General features: G+C 64.6%; 16 protein-coding genes. 9 read left to right on the plus strand and 7 right to left on the minus strand.

Features of this window, described 5'->3' with window-relative positions; genetic code table 11:
- Positions 1-2: 2 nt before the first annotated feature.
- Both POS15_RS15260 and POS15_RS15265 read left to right on the plus strand, forming a co-directional pair.
- Complete coding sequence (locus POS15_RS15260; RefSeq protein ID WP_121042588.1) at positions 3-929, plus strand: MlaD family protein; 927 nt, start codon at positions 3-5, stop codon at positions 927-929.
- The gene (locus POS15_RS15265) at positions 926-1,585 is read left to right on the plus strand and encodes an ABC-type transport auxiliary lipoprotein family protein (protein ID WP_284128394.1); all 660 of its coding nucleotides are present in this window, start codon (positions 926-928) and stop codon (positions 1,583-1,585) included. The genes POS15_RS15260 and POS15_RS15265 overlap by 4 nt, the downstream gene beginning before the upstream one ends.
- Here the strand turns inward: POS15_RS15265 and POS15_RS15270 are convergent.
- Positions 1,563-2,153 (minus strand): alpha-ketoglutarate-dependent dioxygenase AlkB, encoded by a 591-nt coding sequence (locus tag POS15_RS15270; RefSeq protein WP_284128395.1) that lies wholly within the window; start codon positions 2,151-2,153, stop codon positions 1,563-1,565. The two genes, POS15_RS15265 and POS15_RS15270, sit on opposite strands and share 23 nt — an antisense overlap.
- 246 nt (positions 2,154-2,399) lie before the next feature.
- Between POS15_RS15270 and POS15_RS15275 the strand changes: the two genes are divergently transcribed.
- The gene (locus POS15_RS15275) at positions 2,400-5,228 is read left to right on the plus strand and encodes a rhamnan synthesis F family protein (RefSeq protein ID WP_284128396.1); all 2,829 of its coding nucleotides are present in this window, start codon (positions 2,400-2,402) and stop codon (positions 5,226-5,228) included.
- Here the strand turns inward: POS15_RS15275 and POS15_RS15280 are convergent.
- Both POS15_RS15280 and POS15_RS15285 read right to left on the minus strand, forming a co-directional pair.
- Entirely contained in the window at positions 5,218-5,847 is a 630-nt protein-coding gene (locus POS15_RS15280; protein WP_284128397.1) for a CoA transferase subunit B, read from the minus strand. The genes POS15_RS15275 and POS15_RS15280 overlap by 11 nt on opposite strands.
- Before the next feature lies 1 nt (position 5,848).
- Positions 5,849-6,583, minus strand: coding sequence for a CoA transferase subunit A (locus POS15_RS15285; RefSeq protein WP_284128398.1), 735 nt, complete (start codon positions 6,581-6,583; stop codon positions 5,849-5,851).
- Positions 6,584-6,743: 160 nt separating this feature from the next.
- On the opposite strand from POS15_RS15285, the gene POS15_RS15290 reads away from it, so the two are divergent.
- Together POS15_RS15290 and POS15_RS15295 are read left to right on the plus strand one after the other, a co-directional pair.
- A complete protein-coding gene (locus POS15_RS15290; protein WP_284128399.1) occupies positions 6,744-8,093 on the plus strand; it encodes a phosphomannomutase in 1,350 nt (449 codons plus the stop codon).
- Positions 8,094-8,109: 16 nt separating this feature from the next.
- Positions 8,110-9,513 (plus strand): mannose-1-phosphate guanylyltransferase/mannose-6-phosphate isomerase, encoded by a 1,404-nt coding sequence (locus POS15_RS15295; RefSeq protein WP_284128400.1) that lies wholly within the window; start codon positions 8,110-8,112, stop codon positions 9,511-9,513.
- 138 nt (positions 9,514-9,651) lie between these two features.
- Here POS15_RS15295 and rfbD read toward each other — a convergent pair whose 3' ends face one another.
- The 4 genes from rfbD to rfbB are packed head-to-tail and all read right to left on the minus strand — an operon-like array spanning position 9,652 to position 13,067.
- The gene (rfbD, locus tag POS15_RS15300) at positions 9,652-10,542 is read right to left on the minus strand and encodes a dTDP-4-dehydrorhamnose reductase (RefSeq protein WP_284128401.1); all 891 of its coding nucleotides are present in this window, start codon (positions 10,540-10,542) and stop codon (positions 9,652-9,654) included.
- Complete coding sequence (rfbC, locus tag POS15_RS15305) at positions 10,539-11,096, minus strand: dTDP-4-dehydrorhamnose 3,5-epimerase (RefSeq protein WP_019182577.1); 558 nt, start codon at positions 11,094-11,096, stop codon at positions 10,539-10,541. The genes rfbD and rfbC overlap by 4 nt, the downstream gene beginning before the upstream one ends.
- Complete coding sequence (gene rfbA, locus POS15_RS15310) at positions 11,093-11,980, minus strand: glucose-1-phosphate thymidylyltransferase RfbA (protein ID WP_284128402.1); 888 nt, start codon at positions 11,978-11,980, stop codon at positions 11,093-11,095. Before rfbA ends, rfbC begins: the two co-directional genes overlap by 4 nt.
- Positions 11,981-12,011: 31 nt before the next feature.
- Positions 12,012-13,067 carry a dTDP-glucose 4,6-dehydratase gene (rfbB, locus tag POS15_RS15315; RefSeq protein ID WP_284128403.1) on the minus strand — a complete coding sequence of 352 codons (1,056 nt, stop codon included), beginning with the start codon at positions 13,065-13,067 and terminating at the stop codon, positions 12,012-12,014.
- A gap of 261 nt (positions 13,068-13,328) precedes the next feature.
- On the opposite strand from rfbB, the gene POS15_RS15320 reads away from it, so the two are divergent.
- From POS15_RS15320 to POS15_RS15335, 4 genes are all read left to right on the plus strand, one after another.
- Positions 13,329-14,075, plus strand: a complete 747-nt coding sequence (locus POS15_RS15320; protein ID WP_121042567.1) for an electron transfer flavoprotein subunit beta/FixA family protein — start codon at positions 13,329-13,331, stop codon at positions 14,073-14,075.
- Complete coding sequence (locus tag POS15_RS15325; protein WP_284128404.1) at positions 14,075-15,016, plus strand: electron transfer flavoprotein subunit alpha/FixB family protein; 942 nt, start codon at positions 14,075-14,077, stop codon at positions 15,014-15,016. Before POS15_RS15320 ends, POS15_RS15325 begins: the two co-directional genes overlap by 1 nt.
- A gap of 144 nt (positions 15,017-15,160) precedes the next feature.
- On the plus strand, positions 15,161-16,519 hold the full coding sequence (locus POS15_RS15330; RefSeq protein WP_284128405.1) for a phosphomannomutase: 1,359 nt from the start codon (positions 15,161-15,163) through the stop codon (positions 16,517-16,519).
- A 16-nt stretch (positions 16,520-16,535) separates the two neighbouring features.
- Complete coding sequence (locus tag POS15_RS15335) at positions 16,536-17,939, plus strand: mannose-1-phosphate guanylyltransferase/mannose-6-phosphate isomerase (protein ID WP_284128406.1); 1,404 nt, start codon at positions 16,536-16,538, stop codon at positions 17,937-17,939.
- Positions 17,940-18,025: the final 86 nt, after the last annotated feature.

An 18,025-nucleotide genomic window follows, 5' to 3' on the forward strand; every position in this document is an offset into this window, starting at 1 on the left:
CCATGGAAACCAAAGCCAATTACGTCCTGATCGGCGCCTTCACCCTGGTGGTGGGACTGGCGCTGCTGGCCTTCGGCCTGTGGGCCGCCAAGTACTCCTCCGACCGCACCTGGACGGAATACCGCGTGGTGTTCCGCGAGGCCGTCACCGGCCTGTCGGTGGGCAGCCCGGTGCAGTACAACGGCATCGCGGTCGGCTCGATCACCGAGTTGAACCTGGTCCCGGACGATCCGCGCCAGGTGGTCGCGCGGATCCGGCTGAACTCCAATACGCCGGTCAAGACCGACACCCGCGCCAAACTGGCGATCACCAGCCTGACCGGTCCGTCGATCATCCAGCTCAGTGGCGGCACGCCGCAGTCCGCCGCGCTGACCGCGGTCAACAAGGACCCGGCCCCGATCATCCCGACCACGCCGTCGGCGCTGCAGAACATCACCGACGTGGCCAACCGCATCGTCGAGCGCATGGACCAGGTGCTGAGCGACCGCAACGTGGCCAGCATCAACGCGACCCTGGCCAACCTGGAAACCATCAGCGGCGGCCTGGCCGACCGCGACCAGGGCACCCAGGCGCTGCTGCTCAGCGCGCGCGACGCCGCGCGCAGCCTGGATGTCACCCTCAAGAGCACCAACGGCACCATCCAGCGCCTGGACAAGAACCTGGTGCAGCAGTTGCCGCCGATCCTGGACAAGCTGGAAACCACGCTGAGCAAGCTGGATTCGGCCGCCGGAAACGCCGATTCGATCCTTGGCGAGAACCGTGCGGCGATCAACAGCTTCGCCAACGATGGCCTGGCCCAGCTCGGCCCGACCCTGACCGAGCTGCGCGGCCTGATCCGCGACCTGCGCCGGGTCAGCGACCGCCTGGACAACAACCCGGCACGTTATCTGCTCGGCCGCGACGCACCCAAGGAGTTCGAACCCAAATGAGCCGCCCGACCTTGTTCCGGCCCCTGCTGCCGATCGCCCTGATCGCCGCGCTTGGCGGCTGCTCGCTGCTGGGCAGCAACGAGCGCAGCGCGGTGACCATCTATTCGCCCGTGGTCCGCATCCAGGCCGACCCGAGCTGGCCGACCGTCGATTGGCAGCTGGTGCTGGTCAAGCCCAGCGCCGCGCGCGTGGTCGACAGCCCGCGCATCAACGTGCGCCCGACTCCCTCCGAACTGGAGGTCTACAAGGGCGTGAGCTGGGCCCAGCCGGCCACCGACATGCTCGATGACGCGCTGGTGCGCGGTTTCGAGGATTCCGGCCGCATCAACGGGGTGGCCCGGGTCACCACCGGCATCCGGGCCGACTACAAACTGGCCATGGACGTGCGCCGCTTCGAAGCCGACTACCGCGGCCAGGCTACGCCGACCGCGCTGATCGAAGTCAACGCCAAGCTGATCCACGTGATCGACCAGCGCGTGGTCGCCGACCGCACCTTCCGCCAGGAAAACCCGGTCGGCAGCACCGACGTTGCCCAGGTCACCGCCGCGCTGGAACAGGGGCTGCAGACACTGACCACGAACGTGGTGGGCTGGACGCTGGTGACCGGCGAGCAGGATCACGCCCGCAGCGCGGTCACCCCTGCCCGGGTGCGTTGATCCAGCGGAACGTGAGATTCAGGCGCTCGGCCAGCGGCCGGGCGCTCTTCGGCAGCGAATGCTGGTAATGGCGCTGGGTCTGCCCGCCCATCACCAGCAGATCGCCATGGTCCAGCAGGACCTCGGCCTTCTTCGCATGGTCGTCCCGGCGCCGCAGCAGGAACCGCCGCGCCGCGCCCAGACTCAATGACGCGATCACCGGTGCCGGCCCCAGTTCGGGCTCGTTGTCGCTGTGCCAGCCCATCCCATCATCGCCATCGCGGTAGCGGTTGAGCAGCACGCTGTTGAACGCATGGCCACAGAAGGCCGCCAACTGATCGCGCAGCGGCAGCAGCGCCGGATGCCAGGGCTGCGGCACGAACTCGGTACCGGAATAGCGGTAGCGCGCGGCCGGGTCGCCCATCCAGCAGCTCAGGCGCGGGGAATCGACCTGGCGGCCGAACATGCGGATCGTGTGCACCTCCCATGGGACGTCGTCGCGGAGCGTGCGCTGGAGGGTGTCGGCGGCGTCACGGGAGAGCCAGTGGCGGTGCCAGTGCACCTGGGCGTCGGGGAGGTGGAGATCCATGGGGGAACGCTAGCATCCCTTCGCCGGCATGCGCATCTCAGCACCGGCCAGGTTGATTTGCCCCTTGCCCGCCAAAGATCGAAAATGGATGCCAGCCAGACCGGCATCTTGGAAACCGCAACAAATGGTCATGTTTTGCCTCGGCAGCCCCGCGAGTAGCCCGGCTACCCCAAAAGTGCCCATGCGAAGCGTCTTTACCGGCTCAGCGGTATGCTCCGTAGTCAAACATGACGCGGGTCTGCAACCATGATGTGGCGGCTTTCGCGCTATTTTCTCGCAGCTGAACAAGCGATTTCGCGTCACGGCGGAGGGCTGCCGGGACTGTGGTCTGTTGTGTGCCGGTCATTCAAGGTGATTCGCGCGATGGGACTTAGAGGCTTTTCCTCCCGCCTGCGGCAAGCAAGTGCTTCTCGCAGTCGGGTCGCCCAACCGGCGGAGCATACGTTCCCAGATCCTATTCCATTGGCGCAGCTCCAGCAGCGCGTCGGCATCATGGCACACGTCTTCTACCCGGATCTGATCGAGGAGTTCGCCACCTTGCTGGGCAATGTGCCCGTACCCTTTGAGTTGCTCGTCTCCGTGATGGATGAAGATGCCAAAGCACGCGCAGAACAGCGCTTCGGCTTGCTTTCGCGAGTATCTGCTCTGCATGTGCGCATCGTGCCGAATCGTGGCCGAGACATTGCGCCCATGCTGGTTACCTTCAGGGATGAGATCCTGAGCCTGGATGTCATTGGCCACATCCATACCAAGAAGTCGCTGTATACAGGGAGCGAGCAAGAGAGCTGGCGCCACTACCTGTTGACGTCCCTGCTAGGTACCGAGCAACGAGTAGCTTGGATCCTCGGCATGTTCCAGGCAGAACCGCGTCTGGGGCTGGTTTATCCCGAAAGCTACGAAGGTGTGCCTTTGTGGGCGCACACCTGGCTGAGCAATGCAGAGGTGGGCGAAGCGTTGGCTGCCCGGCTCGGCATTGTCATCGACCGCAACGCCTACATCGATTTCCCGGCAGGCTCCATGTTCTGGGCACGGGTCGATGCCCTACGCCCGCTGTTCGAGCTGAATCTGGCTATTGCTGAGTTCCCTGAAGAGAAGGGACAGATCGACGGAACTCTGCAGCATGCCGTGGAGCGGATCTTTGCGACATTGATCCGACAGCAAAGCTACCTTCTTGGCGTCTTGGCTGGACAGGACACGCCCATGCTCACCAGCGAGGGCCAGCGGAACTGGCTGGATGCCTTCTCGATGCCGGTCGCAGAGCGCCTCCTCTTTTCTGCTCTCGATGCAGATCTGGTAACAATGGATGTCTTTGATACGTTGGTGACTCGCCCATTCCTGACGCCGCAGGCAGCACGGGCTTATCTCTCTTTCCACGTGGCGACGAGGTACGGCGTCCCCGATTTTCACCAGCTTCGGGAGCAGGCTGAAGAACGCGCCAGGCTTTCTTTGGGTCGCGACCCAACAATTGACGAGATCTATGCGCGCTTCGCTGAGACCCGTTCAGTAGAGAAGCCGAGCCTCCTGCTTGACGTGGAGCTATCGATGGAACGGCGAATGCTGAGCCCGCGTGATGGCCTAGTAGCGGCAGTGCGATCGCTGAAGGGAAAGCGCTTGGTGGCATTGTCAGACATGTATTTGCCAACGTCGGCGCTCTTGGGCGTCCTTCCTGCATCCATCTCAGACCTGACGCAAGAATGGTGGGTCTCATGTCAGACAGGCAGGCGCAAAGACGAAATTGCCACCTGGGCAGATATTTCTGCACGCGAATCCGTGCCAAAAACCCGGTGGCTGCATGTTGGTGACAATGAGCATGCGGACGTGCAGATGCCACAACTGGCTGGATTGTTGACGCCCGTGCATGCCCTGCGTGGTTCTGCCCTATTGGACGTAGTGCCAGGCCTACGCCCTCTTCGACATCGGGAAGGCACCCAGGCACCCTGGTCAGAGCAGTTGTGGCGGGGCCTTGTCGTCAACCAGTTCCAGGCCCGTGGCGATCTGGATCCCGCCAGCATTGCGCCTACCCCCACCTTGGATGCCTATGCAACGGGATATGCCGTGCTCGGCCCAGTTGTCCTGGACTACTTGGTCTGGGTATCTCGCGTCGCCAAAGAGAGAGGAACCGCAGCCGTGCTGTTTCTCAGCCGAGAAGGGTATCTGCTGAAGCGCGCCTGGGATCTGCTTTCCAGCAAGGTGCCTGCCCTCACTGGATTCGACTCGCATTACCTGCTCGTATCCCGCCGGGCCGCTGGCATGGCCAGCCTCCGAGGCGAAGCCGATTTGCCGCGCCTGTTGCATGGAAGCTACACCGGCCCTCTGATAAACATGGTGTCCTCGCGACTGGGCGAGGAGGCCGCTGCTGTAGTACGTGGCGCGTTGCGCTCACAGGCTGACAAGGAAATCTACCTGCCCGATATGCTCACAGAAGTTGTCGCGCTTGTTGAGCCTGCGCTGCCCTCGTTACTGGCCATCGCAGCGCGGGAGCGGGATGACTACCTTGGCTACTGGGAAGAGACCGTCGGCGATCAGCAGGTCCTGATCTCAGACCTCGGTTACGCAGGCACCATCCAAACCTACTTGTCCATGATGATCGGCCGCCCCTTGGACGGAGCGTACTTTGCGCTACGCGCGAGTGTGAGCAAACTGGACGGTTTTGGCTGGGCCGCCGGACGCTATCACGACGGTCGTTCTGCACCAGACAGCACCTCATCGATCTTGAAGCATGACTTGCTGCTAGAGGCACTCCTGGCCGCTCCGACCGGGCAGTTCTGCGGGTTCCGGAACACTGAGAACGGGCGCGAGGCTCAATTCTCCTCACCGGAACTGTCCGATGACGGGATGGCATCTCTTGCTCAGGTCCATGAGGGCGCATTGGCTTTCCTGAGCAACACCTGCGCCGCCATTGGCGAGGATGTGGAGCACTTGCAGCTGGAAGGCGCTGGAGTACTAGTGCCCCTTCAGTGCGTGGCTGATGGCCATTGGTCAGCGGGCTCCTGGCTGGAGGAGCTCGCCACGGATGACAGCTTCACCGGCCGCGGCAGAGTTGCGGCCGGTGTAGCCGGATCGGTCAGTCGCTGAACGCCACGCCGGTCTTTTCCTTCAACTCATCCATACCCACGCCCGGAGCCGCCTCGACCAGCACCAGGCCCGTGTCAGTGACATCGAACACGGCAAGGTCGGTGATGATGCGGTCCACCACGCCGACACCGGTCAGCGGCAGATTGCACTCGGGCAGAATCTTGTGCTCGCCGCTTTTGGCGGTGTGCTCCATCAGCACCACCACGCGCTGCACGCCGGCGACCAGATCCATCGCCCCGCCCATGCCCTTGACCATCTTGCCCGGCACCATCCAGTTCGCGAGGTCGCCCTTGTCGGTGACCTGCATCGCGCCGAGGATGGCCAGGTTGATGTGGCCGCCGCGGATCATCGCGAAGCTGTCGTGGCTGCCGAAGTAGCTGGCGCCCGCGCGTGCGGTCACCGTCTGCTTGCCGGCATTGATCAGGTCGGCGTCGACCTCGGCCTCGGTCGGGAACGGGCCGATGCCGAGCAGGCCATTTTCGGACTGCAACCAGACATCCACACCGTCGGGAATGTGGTTGGCGACCAGGGTCGGCAGGCCAATACCCAGGTTCACGTAGGCGCCGTCGGTCAGTTCGCGCGCGGCGCGCTGTGCCATTTCATCGCGGGTCCAGGCCATCTCAGTTCGCCTCCTGGCGCACGGTACGCTGTTCGATACGCTTCTCGGGGTGCGGGTTGTGCACGATGCGGTGCACGTAGATGCCCGGCAGGTGCACCTGGTCCGGGTCGATGCTGCCCACCGGCACCACCTCTTCCACTTCCACGATGCACAGCTTGCCGGCCATCGCGCAGGCCGGGTTGAAGTTGCGCGCGGTCTTGCGGAACACCAGGTTGCCGGCCTCGTCGGCCTTCCACGCCTTGACCAGCGCGACGTCGGCGCGCAGCGCGGTCTCCATCACGTAGTGCTTGCCATCGAATTCGCGGGTTTCCTTGCCCTCGGCCACCACCGTGCCGTAGCCGGTTGCGGTGAAGAAGGCCGGGATGCCGGCACCGCCGGCACGCAGGCGCTCGGCCAGGGTGCCCTGCGGGTTGAACTCCAGCTCCAGCTCACCGGCCAGGTACTGGCGCTCGAATTCCTTGTTCTCGCCCACGTAGGACGAGATCATTTTCCGGATCTGGCGGGTCGCCAGCAGCTGGCCGAGGCCAAAGCCATCCACGCCCGCATTGTTGGAGATCACGGTCAGATCCTTGGCACCGGAATCGCGCAGCGCGGCGATCAGGGCCTCGGGAATACCGCACAGGCCGAACCCGCCGACCGCCAGGGTCTGGCCATCGGCGATGGCGCCTTGCAGCGCTTCAGCCGCACTGGCGTACTGCTTTCCACGTCGCCCGGCGTTGTCTGGGGACTTGCTCATCTACGCCCTCACCTCGTTGATGTAAGCGGCCATTGTAGCCATTGCCCGGGGCTTTCCCTGCCCCCGGGCTCCGGCATTGACCCGGCCCGCCCCGGTGAAAACGATTCCCATACACGGCAGCGGCTAAACTAGTGCGCTGACTGTCAGAAGGACTGAATAGATGACGCTCCCCGCATTCAAGGCGTACGACATCCGCGGCCGGGTTCCGGATGAACTGAACGAAGATCTGGCCCGTCGCATCGGCGTGGCCCTGGCGGCGCAGCTGTCGCCCGGCACGGTGGTGGTTGGCCACGATGTCCGCCTCACCAGCGGGGCCCTGCAGGATGCGCTGGCAGCCGGCCTGCGCGGCGCCGGCCGCGAAGTGCTCGACATCGGGCTGTGCGGGACCGAAGAAGTCTATTTCCAGGTGGACCACCTGAAAGCGGCCGGCGGGGTCATGGTCACCGCCAGCCATAATCCGATGGATTACAACGGCATGAAGCTGGTCAAGGAGCAGGCCCGCCCGATCAGCTCCGATACCGGCCTGTTCGCGATCTCCGATGCGGTCGAGGCCGACCAGGCCCCCGCCGCCGAGCCGAGCGCCGGCCTGCAGTCGCATCCGGACAAGAGCGCCTACATCGCGCACCTGCTGAGCTACATCGAGCCCAAGGCCCTCAAGCCCTTGAAGCTGGTCGTCAATGCCGGCAACGGCGGCGCCGGCACGATCGTGGATCTGCTCGCCCCGCACCTGCCGCTGGAGTTCATCCGCATCTGCCACGAGCCCGATGGCAGCTTCCCGAATGGCATCCCCAATCCGCTGCTGCCGGAAAACCGCGAGCTCACCGCACAGGCCGTGCGCGAGCATGGCGCGGACTTCGGCATCGCCTGGGATGGCGACTTCGACCGCTGCTTCTTCTTCGACCATAACGGCCGCTTCATCGAAGGCTATTACCTGGTCGGTCTGCTTGCCCAGGCGATCCTCGCGCGCCAGCCCGGCGGCAAGATCGTGCACGACCCGCGCCTGACCTGGAACACGGTGGAAATGGTCGAGGAAGCCGGTGGCCAGCCGGTGCTGTGCAAGAGCGGCCACGCGTTCATCAAGGAAAAAATGCGCTCGGAGAATGCCGTCTACGGCGGCGAGATGAGTGCGCACCATTATTTCCGCGAGTTCGCCTACGCCGATTCCGGCATGATCCCGTGGCTGCTGATCGCCGCGCTGGTGTCCGAGTCCGGACGTTCGCTGGCCGATCTGGTCGAAGCGCGCATGCAGAAGTTCCCGTGCAGCGGCGAGATCAATTTCAAGGTCGCCGATGCCAAGCGCTCCGTCGCCCGCGTGATGGAGCATTACGCCGCGCAGGCGCCGGCGCTGGACCACACCGACGGCATCAGCGCCGATTTCGGCGAGTGGCGCTTCAACCTGCGCAGTTCCAATACCGAGCCGCTGCTGCGCCTGAATGTTGAAACCCGCGGCGACGCAGCGCTGCTGCGCGCACGCACCGATGAAATTTCCCAATTGCTCAAGGACGCCTGAGGCGAGTACCCCCACCATGCAGAACCTTCTTCCCGTCATCCTTTCCGGCGGCTCCGGCACCCGCCTGTGGCCACTGTCGCGCGAGTCCTACCCCAAGCAGTTCCTGGCATTGGCCGGCGAACAGACCATGCTGCAGGCCACCTGGCAGCGTGTGGCAGCGATCGCCGGCCGCGCGCCGCTGATCGTCGCCAACGAGGAGCACCGCTTCGTCGCCGCCGAGCAGCTGCAGCAGCTGGGCGTGCAGCCGCAGGCAATCCTGCTGGAGCCGATTGGCCGCAACACCGCCCCGGCGATCGCGGTGGCCGCGCTGGAAGCGACGCGCGAGGGTGATGATGCGCTGCTGCTGGTGCTGCCGTCGGACCATGTAATCGCCGACGAACAGGCGTTCCGTGCTGCCGTACTGCGTGCGGTACCGGCCGCGGAGTCCGGCAAGCTGGTGACGTTCGGCATCGTGCCGACCGGCCCCGAAACCGGCTACGGCTACATCAAGGCGGCCTCCAAAGGTGATGTCCGCGCCGTGGATCGGTTTGTCGAGAAGCCGGATGCGGAAACCGCCAGCGCGTACGTGCAGTCGGGCGAGTATTTCTGGAACAGCGGCATGTTCCTGTTCAAGGCCTCGCGCTTCCTGGCCGAGCTGGAGACGTTCAATCCCGCCATGCTGGCCGGCAGCCGCACCGCCTGGCAGCAGGCGCGCCGCGACAGCGATTTCACCCGCCTGGACAAAGACGCCTTCGCCGCCGTGCCGTCGGATTCCATCGATTACGCGGTGATGGAAAAGACCGCCGACGCCGTGGTCGTGCCGCTGGATGCCGGCTGGAACGACGTCGGTTCGTGGACCGCCCTGCGTGACGTGTCCGAACAGGATGGCGAGGGCAACGCGCACCACGGCGACGTGATCGCGATCGACTGCCGCAACACCTTCGCCTACGGCGAGCGCCTGATCGCGCTGGTCGGCCTGGATGACGTGATCGTGGTCGAGACCGATGATGCGGTCATGGTCGGCAAGAGCGACCGCATGCAGGAGATCAAGCAGGTGGTCGCCCGGATCAAGGCCGATGGCCGTCCCGAAGCGACCTGGCACCGCAAGGTGTACCGCCCGTGGGGCGCCTACGACTCGATCGACAATGGCGCCCGCTTCCAGGTCAAGCGCATCACGGTCAAGCCGGGCGCAACGCTGAGCCTGCAGATGCATCACCACCGTGCCGAGCACTGGATCGTGGTCAGCGGTACGGCTGAGGTCACGCGGGGTGAGGAAGTGCTGCTGCTCACCGAGAACCAGAGCACCTACATCCCGCTGGGCGTGACCCATCGCCTGAAGAACCCGGGCAAGTTGCCGCTGGAGCTGATCGAAGTGCAGTCCGGCAGCTATCTGGGAGAGGACGATATCGTGAGGTTTGAGGATACGTACGGGCGTACCTGATCGACGGCAAACAGATAAACAAAAAACCCGGCCAAGGCCGGGTTTTTTTTATTGCGGGTAGAGCCACGCCATGCGTGGCTGCCCTGCCTGGAATCCTGACACCGCGTCAGCCACGCGTGGCGTGGCTCTACGCCTGGGTCAGCAGTCCGCGATGACCCGCTTCAGTCCTTCCTGCCAGCTTGGCAAGCTGACATAGAAGTCCTGCTCCAGCTTCGCCACATCCAGGTGCGAATAGGCGGGGCGCTTGGCCGGCGTCGGGTACTCGGCCGTGGAGATCGCCTCGACGATCGGTGCCCGCGGCAGCACGCCTGTTGCGACCGCGTCCGCAAAGATCGCTTCGGCAAAGCCGTGCCAGCTGGTCTCGCCTTTGGCGGTCAGATGCCACGTGCCCGACAGTGCGCCGTCGTGCTGCAGCGCCTGCGCGGTCACATCGGCAATCAACGCTGCCGGCGTCGGCGTACCAATCTGATCCGCCACCACGCGCAGTACGTCGCGCTCCGCCCCCACCCGCAGCATCGTGCGCAGGAAGTTGGCGCTGTGGGAAGCGTATACCCACGCGGTGCGGAAGATCAGGTGTCGTCCCCCGGCCGCACGGATGGCTTGCTCACCGGCCAGCTTGCTGGCGCCATACACGCCCAGCGGGGCGGTCGCATCGTCTTCCCGGTACGGGCGCGTGCCCTGCCCGTCGAACACGTAGTCGGTGGAGTAATGCACCAACGGGACGCCGGCCTGCGCGCACCAGTGCGCCAGTACACCGGGGGCTTCGGCGTTCGCACGAAAGGCCGCCTCCCGGTCGTCCTCGGCCCGGTCCACCGCGGTGTAGGCGGCGGCATTGACCACAACCGTCGGCCGGACGCGGTCCAGCAGTGCGGCCAGCGAGGCGGGCTGATCGAAGTCGGCCACTTCGCACGCGCTGCCATCGGGCAGCGCGCCACTGCGGGTGGTCGCCACGATCGTACCCAGCGGGGCCAGCGCGCGTCGCAGTTCCTGGCCAAGCTGGCCATTGGCCCCCAGCAGCAGGATCGTCACGGCTGGTAGACCGGCAGGCGGTCCTCGGCGATGTCCTTCAGGAACGGCGCAGACTCGTCCTTGGCCGACAGCGTGGGTGCGCTGATCGGCCAGTCGACGGCGATGTCGGCATCGTTCCAGCGGACGCCGGCGTCGAAGTCCTTCAGGTACACCTCGGTGCAGAGGTAGCTGAAAATCGCCCGTTCGGACAGCACGGCGAAACCATGCGCGAAGCCTTCCGGAATCCAGAACTGCTTCTTGTTCTCCGCGCTCAGCACCACGGCGGCCCACTGGCCGAAGGTCGGCGAGCCACGACGGATATCCACCGCCACGTCGTAGACTTCGCCTTCAAGCACGCTGACCAGCTTGCCCTGCGGCCGCGGCCACTGATAGTGCAGGCCGCGCAGCACGCCCTTGGACGAGCTGGAGACGTTGCTCTGTACGAATTTCGTCGGCAGTCCATGCTCACCGAAGCGGGCCGCGTTCCAGGTCTCGAAGAAGAAGCCGCGCTCGTCGCCGAACACGGCCGGCTCGATCACCACGCAACCCGGCAGCTTGGTTTCGACAATCTTCACGGCACCACTCCTCGCACAGCCAGCTTATGGAGATATTGGCCATAGCCGTTTTTGATCAACGGGGCGGCAAGCGCCTCCAGCTGTTCAGCAGTGATCCAACCCTGGCCGAACGCAATTTCTTCCGGGCAGCAGACCTGCAAGCCCTGGCGGGTCTGGATCGTCTCGATGAAGTTGGAGGCTTCCAGCAGCGACTGGTGCGTACCGGTATCCAGCCACGCGTAGCCACGACCCAGCGCTTCCAGATGCAGGTTGCCCTCGCGCAGGTAACGCTGGTTGAGATCGGTGATCTCCAGCTCGCCGCGCGGCGACGGCTTCAGTTCCGCGGCGTAATCGCTCGCGTTGCCGTCGTAGAAGTACAGGCCGGTGACGGCATAGTTCGAACGCGGCTTTTCGGGCTTCTCGACCAGATCGATGACCTTGCCGGCTTTGTCGAATTCGGCCACGCCGTAGCGCTCCGGATCATTGACCCAGTAACCGAACACCGTGGCACTGGTATCGCGCTGGTCGGCATTGCGCAGCACTTCACGCAGGCCATGACCATGGAAGATGTTGTCGCCCAGCACCAGGCAGCTCGGCTTGCCGCCGATGAAGTCCTTGCCGATCAGGTAGGCCTGCGCCAGCCCGTCCGGACTCGGCTGCACGGCGTACTCGATGTTCATGCCCCACTGCGAGCCATCGCCGAGCAGGCTCTGGAACAGCGCCTGCTCGTGCGGCGTGTTGATGATCAGCATGTCGCGGATCCCGGCCAGCATCAGCACGCTGAGCGGGTAGTAGATCATCGGCTTGTCGTACACGGGCAGCAGCTGCTTGCTGACGCCCTTGGTGATCGGATACAGGCGCGTGCCCGAACCACCTGCGAGGATGATGCCCTTGCGTTGAGTCATGCGGTTGTCCTCTGTCTGGTGATCACCGCGCTCAGGCGGTGGTGCCGATGCGCTGCAGGCGGTAGCTGCCGTCGAGCACGCCGTTGACCCAGTCCTGGTTGTCCAGGTACCAGTCCACGGTGAAGCCGATGCCCTGCTCGAAGGTGTACTTCGGCTCCCAGCCCAGCTGGTCCTTGAGCTTGGAGGCATCGATCGCGTAGCGGCGGTCATGGCCGGGGCGGTCGGTCACGTAGGTGATCTGGCCGGCGCGCGGCTGGCCATCCTCACGCGGGCGGCGTGCATCGAGCAGTGCGCAGATCGCCTGCACCACTTCGATGTTCTGCTTCTCGGAGTTGCCGCCGACGTTGTAGGTCTCACCGACCTGGCCCTTGGCCAGCACGGTGCGGATCGCTTCGCAGTGGTCGGACACGAACAGCCAGTCGCGCACCTGCTTGCCATCGCCATAGACCGGCAGCAGTTCGCCGGCCAGGGCCTTGGCGATCACCAGCGGGATCAGCTTCTCGGGGAAGTGGTACGGGCCGTAGTTGTTGGAGCAGTTGGTGGTCAGCACCGGCAGCCCGTAGGTGTGGTGGAACGCGCGCACCAGATGGTCCGAGGCCGCCTTGGACGCCGAGTACGGCGAGTTGGGCGCATACGGGGTGGTCTCGCTGAACTTGCCGGTCTCGCCGAGGGTGCCGTAGACCTCATCGGTGGAGACGTGCAGGAAGCGGAACGCCTGGCCCTTGTCGTCCGGCAGCGCCTTCCAGTAATCGCGCACGGCTTCCAGCAGCGCCAGGGTGCCCACCACGTTGGTCTGGATGAACGCGCCCGGGCCGTCGATGGAACGGTCCACGTGGCTTTCGGCGGCGAAGTTCAGCACCGCGTCGGGCTGGTGCTCGGCCAGCAGGCGCGAGACCAGCGCCTGGTCGCCGATGTCGCCCCCGACAAACACGTGGTCCGGGTTGCCGTCCAGCGAGGCCAGCGTCTTGAGGTTGCCCGCGTAGGTCAGCGCATCGAGATTGATGACGCGCACGCCTTTGGCGACCGCTTCGAGGACAAAGTTACCGCCAATGAATCCGGCTCCGCCGGTGACAAGCCATGTGGGCACTACCCGTTCTCCTGTTCGATGTGCGTGCAGGGGGCCTGGTGGCGCCCCGACTCAGCGCCACAGGGTACATGGCGGCCGTCTTCACGACTGCCCGTGCAGCTTGAACAGTCGGCGTTTTCCGTCGATTTCATGACGCGCTGCAGCATAACCATACGCATTCGCATGGTGCCCTTGCGCCAGTTAGAATCGCTGTCCCACCCCCGAACCGGTTGCTAGTCAAAGAACCGGACGTTCTCCCGTTATTGAAGGATCCAGCACCAGATGAAAATCCTCGTCGCGTACAAGCGCGTGGTGGACTACAACGTCCGCATTCAGGTCAAGCCGGACGGTTCCGGCGTGGTCACCGACGGCGTCAAGCTGTCCCCCAACCCGTTCGATGAAATCGCCCTGGAAGAAGCGCTTCGCCTGCGCGACAAGGGCATCGCCACCGAGGTCGTGGTCGCCACGATCGCACCGGCCGATGCCCAGGCGCACCTGCGCAACGGCCTGGCCATGGGCGCCAACCGCGCCATCCATGTCGTGACCGACCAGGCGATCCAGCCGCTGACCGCCGCCCGCACCCTGCTCAAGCTGGTCGAGAAGGAACAGCCGGACCTGGTGATCCTGGGCAAGCAGGCCATCGACGACGACGCCAACCAGACCGGCCAGATGCTGGCCACGCTGTGGGGCCGCCCGCAGGCGACCTTCGCCAGCAAGCTGGACATTGCCGACGGCAAGGCCACGGTCACCCGTGAAGTCGACGCCGGCCTGGAAACGCTGGAAGTCGACCTGCCGGCCGTGGTCACCACGGACCTGCGCCTGAACGAGCCGCGCTTCATCAAGCTGCCCGACATCATGAAGGCCAAGGCCAAGCCGCTGGAGACCCTGCAGCTGGCCGACCTCGGCGTGGATGCCGCCGATACCTTCAAGACCACCCAGTACGCCGCGCCGGTCAAGCGCAGCAAGGGCGTGATGGTCAAGGACGCGGCCGAACTGGTCGCCGCACTCAAGCAGAAGGGGTTGCTGTAATGACCAAGATCCTCGTTGTCGCTGAACACCACGACGGCAAGCTCAACGCCGCCACCGCCAAGACCGTCAGCGCGGCCTTCGCGATCAGCGGCGCCAGCATCGACGTGCTGGTGCTGGCCGCCGATCCGGCCGCCGTGGCCGCCGAGGCTGCGCAGCTGGCGGGCGTGGCCAAGGTGCTGACCGTAGCCAACGCCCCCAACGCGCAGGCGCTCGCCCAGGTGCTGGCTCCGCAGATCGCGCAGCTGGCCACCGGCTACACCCACGTGTTCGGCCCCTCGACCACCTTCGGCAAGGACCTGATGCCGTGCGTGGCCGCCCTGCTGGGCGTCAACCAGGTCTCGGACCTGATGACCGTCGAAGGCAGCCACAGCTTCAAGCGCCCGATCTACGCCGGCAACGCGATCATCACCGTGGAGGTCCCGGCCGACCAGATCGTCGTGGCCACCGTGCGTGCCGCCTCCTGGCCGGAAGCAGCCAAGGGCGGCAGCGCCAGCGTGGAAGCGGCCAGCGTCGATGCGACTCTGCCGAGCCACACCCGCTTCATCGGCCTCGCCGCCGGTGCCACCGACCGCCCGGACCTGCAGAGCGCCAAGCGTGTAGTGTCCGGCGGCCGTGGCGTGGGCTCGGAAGAGAACTTCAAGGTGATCTTCCAGCTGGCCGACAAGCTCGGTGCCGCGGTCGGTGCCTCCCGCGCCGCCGTGGACGCCGGCTATGTGCCGAGCGACCTGCAGGTCGGCCAGACCGGCAAGATCATCTCGCCGGAGCTGTACGTGGCCGTCGGCATCAGCGGTGCCATCCAGCACCTGACCGGCATCAAGGACGCCGGGACCATCGTGGCGATCAACAAGGACCCGGACTCGCCGATCTTCGAGATCGCCGATATCGGCCTGGTGGGGGATCTGTTCACCCTGCTGCCGGAGCTGGAAGCCGCGTTGGGCTGAACATGGCATCAAGACGCTGGATAATCAACGGGTTATCCAGCGTCACTGATTCTGTCGGCATTGGCACAGCGATGCCTCCGGGATCACCCGGCCTTGCGAAAGCTGTCCATATAATTAGCGGTCACCCCCGTCAGGAGTGCATTGATGACCCTTTCGTGTTTCAAGGCCTATGACATCCGTGGTCGCGTTCCGGATGAGCTGGACGAGCGCCTTGCCCGCCGCATTGGTGCAGGCACCGCCGCCCTGCTCGGGCCTGGCCCCGTCGTGGTGGGTCACGACATCCGCCTCAGCAGCCCCGAGCTGCACGCTGCGGCGATCGAGGGGCTGACCGCCAGTGCTCGCGATGTCATCGATATCGGCCTGTGCGGAACGGAGGAAGTGTATTTCCAGACATTCCATCGCAAGGCGGCCGGCGGCATCATGGTCACCGCCAGCCATAATCCGATGGACTACAACGGGATGAAGCTGGTCCGCGAGGATGCAAAGCCAATCAGTGGCGACACTGGGCTTTTCACCGTCCGGGATTTCGCAGCGTCGGATACGCCGCTGGGCCAGGGTAAGGGCAGTGTGACCCGGGATACGGGCAAGTCGGCGTATATCCAGCATCTTCTGGGCTATGTCGACCTCAACGATCTGAAGCCCTTGAAGATCGTCACCAATGCCGGCAACGGCGGTGCAGGCATCGTCATCGACGCGCTGGCCCCTCACCTGCCCTTCGAATTCATCAGCATCCAGCACGCACCGGATGGCAGCTTCCCCAACGGCATTCCCAACCCGCTGCTGCAGGAAAACCGCAGCGCGACCCGGGACGCTGTACGGGAACACGGTGCCGACTTCGGTATCGCCTGGGACGGCGATTTCGACCGGTGCTTCTTCTTCGACGCCGAGGGCAACTTCATCGAAGGTTACTACCTCGTTGGCCTGCTGGCCCCCACCCTGATCGCACGTACGCCCGGCGGCAAGATCATCCATGACCCACGCCTGACTTGGAACACCGTGGAGATGGCCGAGCAGGCCGGCGGCGTGCCGATCATGAGCAAGACGGGCCATGCATTCATCAAGGAGCGCATGCGTGCTGAAGACGCCATCTATGGCGGCGAGATGAGCGCCCACCATTATTTCCGTGAATTCGCGTATTGCGATTCGGGCATGATTCCGTGGCTGCTTATCGCCGGCCTGGTTTCCAGCACCGGAAAGACGCTCGGCGAGCTGGTGGCCGATCGCATGCAAGCCTTCCCTTGCAGCGGCGAAATCAACTTCCGCGTCGATGACGCCAAGGCGACGGTGGCCCGCGTGCTGGCGCATTACGAAAGCCAGCAGCCGACCATGGATAATACCGATGGTGTCAGTGCCGAGTTCGCACAATGGCGCTTCAATCTGCGCAGCTCCAACACCGAGCCGCTGTTACGCCTGAATGTGGAAAGCCGTGGAGACGCGGCACTGCTGAAGTCCCGTACCGATGAGCTGACCGCGCTGATCGGCGGCAGTCCATCCAATAATTGATTCAGGAAGAAACAACATGTTGCCTATTATTCCCGTGATCCTCTCCGGCGGCTCCGGCACCCGTCTCTGGCCGCTGTCGCGCGAGGTGTATCCGAAGCAGTTCCTGCCTCTCGTCGGCGACGACACCATGCTGCAGGCCACGTGGAAGCGCGTTGCTTCCATCGCCGGCAAGCCGCCGATTGTCGTCGCCAACCAGGAACATCGGTTCATGGCGGCCGAGCAACTGCGTGAGTGCAACGTGGCTCCCCAAGCGTTGATCTTGGAGCCGATTGGTCGAAACACCGCGCCGGCGATTGCCATCGCCGCGCTGCAGGCATTGTCCAATGGCGACGATGCGCTGCTGCTGGTGCTTCCATCGGATCATGTGGTGCGCAACGAGCCGGCGTTCCACGCTGCCGTGCAGCAGGCCGCGGTTGCAGCCGAGGCAGGAAAGCTGGTCACCTTCGGCATCGTGCCGACCGCGCCGGAAACGGGCTACGGTTACATCAAGGCCGTCAGTGGGGACGGCGTACGCGCTGTAGAGCGCTTCGTGGAGAAGCCGAACCTGCAGACCGCCGAGCAGTATGTCGCTTCCGGCGAGTATTACTGGAACAGTGGCATGTTCCTGTTCAAGGCCTCGCGCTACCTTTCCGAACTGGAAGCACTCCAGCCGGCCATCCTTGCCGCATGCCGCACCGCGTTGGACAAGGCCAGCCGCGACAATGACTTCGTCCGCCTGGATGCAGACGCGTTTGCCGCCAGCCCGAACGATTCCATCGATTACGCAGTGATGGAAAAGACCGCCGATGCCGCCGTCGTGCCGCTGGATGCCGGATGGAACGATGTCGGTTCCTGGTCGGCACTCTGGGACGTATCGGACAAGGATGCCGACGGCAACGCCTACCACGGCGATGTGATCGCGCTGGACTGCAAAGACAGCTACGCATACGGCACGCGACTGATCACCATGGTCGGCCTGCGGGACGTGGTGGTGGTTGAAACCGACGACGCCGTGTTTGTCGGTCACAAGGACCGTGTACAGGATGTCAAGGAGATCGTCGGGAAGATCAAGCGGGACGGCCGCAGTGAGGCAGCCGCGCATCGCAAGGTCTACCGACCGTGGGGCGCCTACGACTCCATCGATAGCGGCACGCGTTTCCAGGTCAAGCGCATCACGGTCAAGCCGGGTGCGACCCTCAGCCTGCAGATGCACCATCACCGCGCCGAACACTGGATCGTCGTGAGTGGGACCGCCGAGGTGACGCGTGGCGAGGAGGTCATCCTGCTCACCGAGAACCAGAGCACCTACATCCCGCTGGGCGTCACCCACCGCCTGAAGAACCCGGGCAGGCTGCCGCTGGAGCTGATTGAAGTACAGTCCGGCAGCTATCTGGGTGAGGACGATATCGTTCGCTTCGAGGACAGCTACGGGCGGGCCTGAGCCCGCCAGAGCTCGCAAACGGAAAAGGGCCGGGTAGCGATACCCGGCCCTTTTCGTTGCACGGCACGAGGGCCGTCGCTACACCG

This window comes from Stenotrophomonas sp. BIO128-Bstrain, assembly GCF_030128875.1.
In the GTDB taxonomy this organism is placed as follows: Bacteria; Pseudomonadota; Gammaproteobacteria; order Xanthomonadales; family Xanthomonadaceae; genus Stenotrophomonas; species Stenotrophomonas bentonitica_A.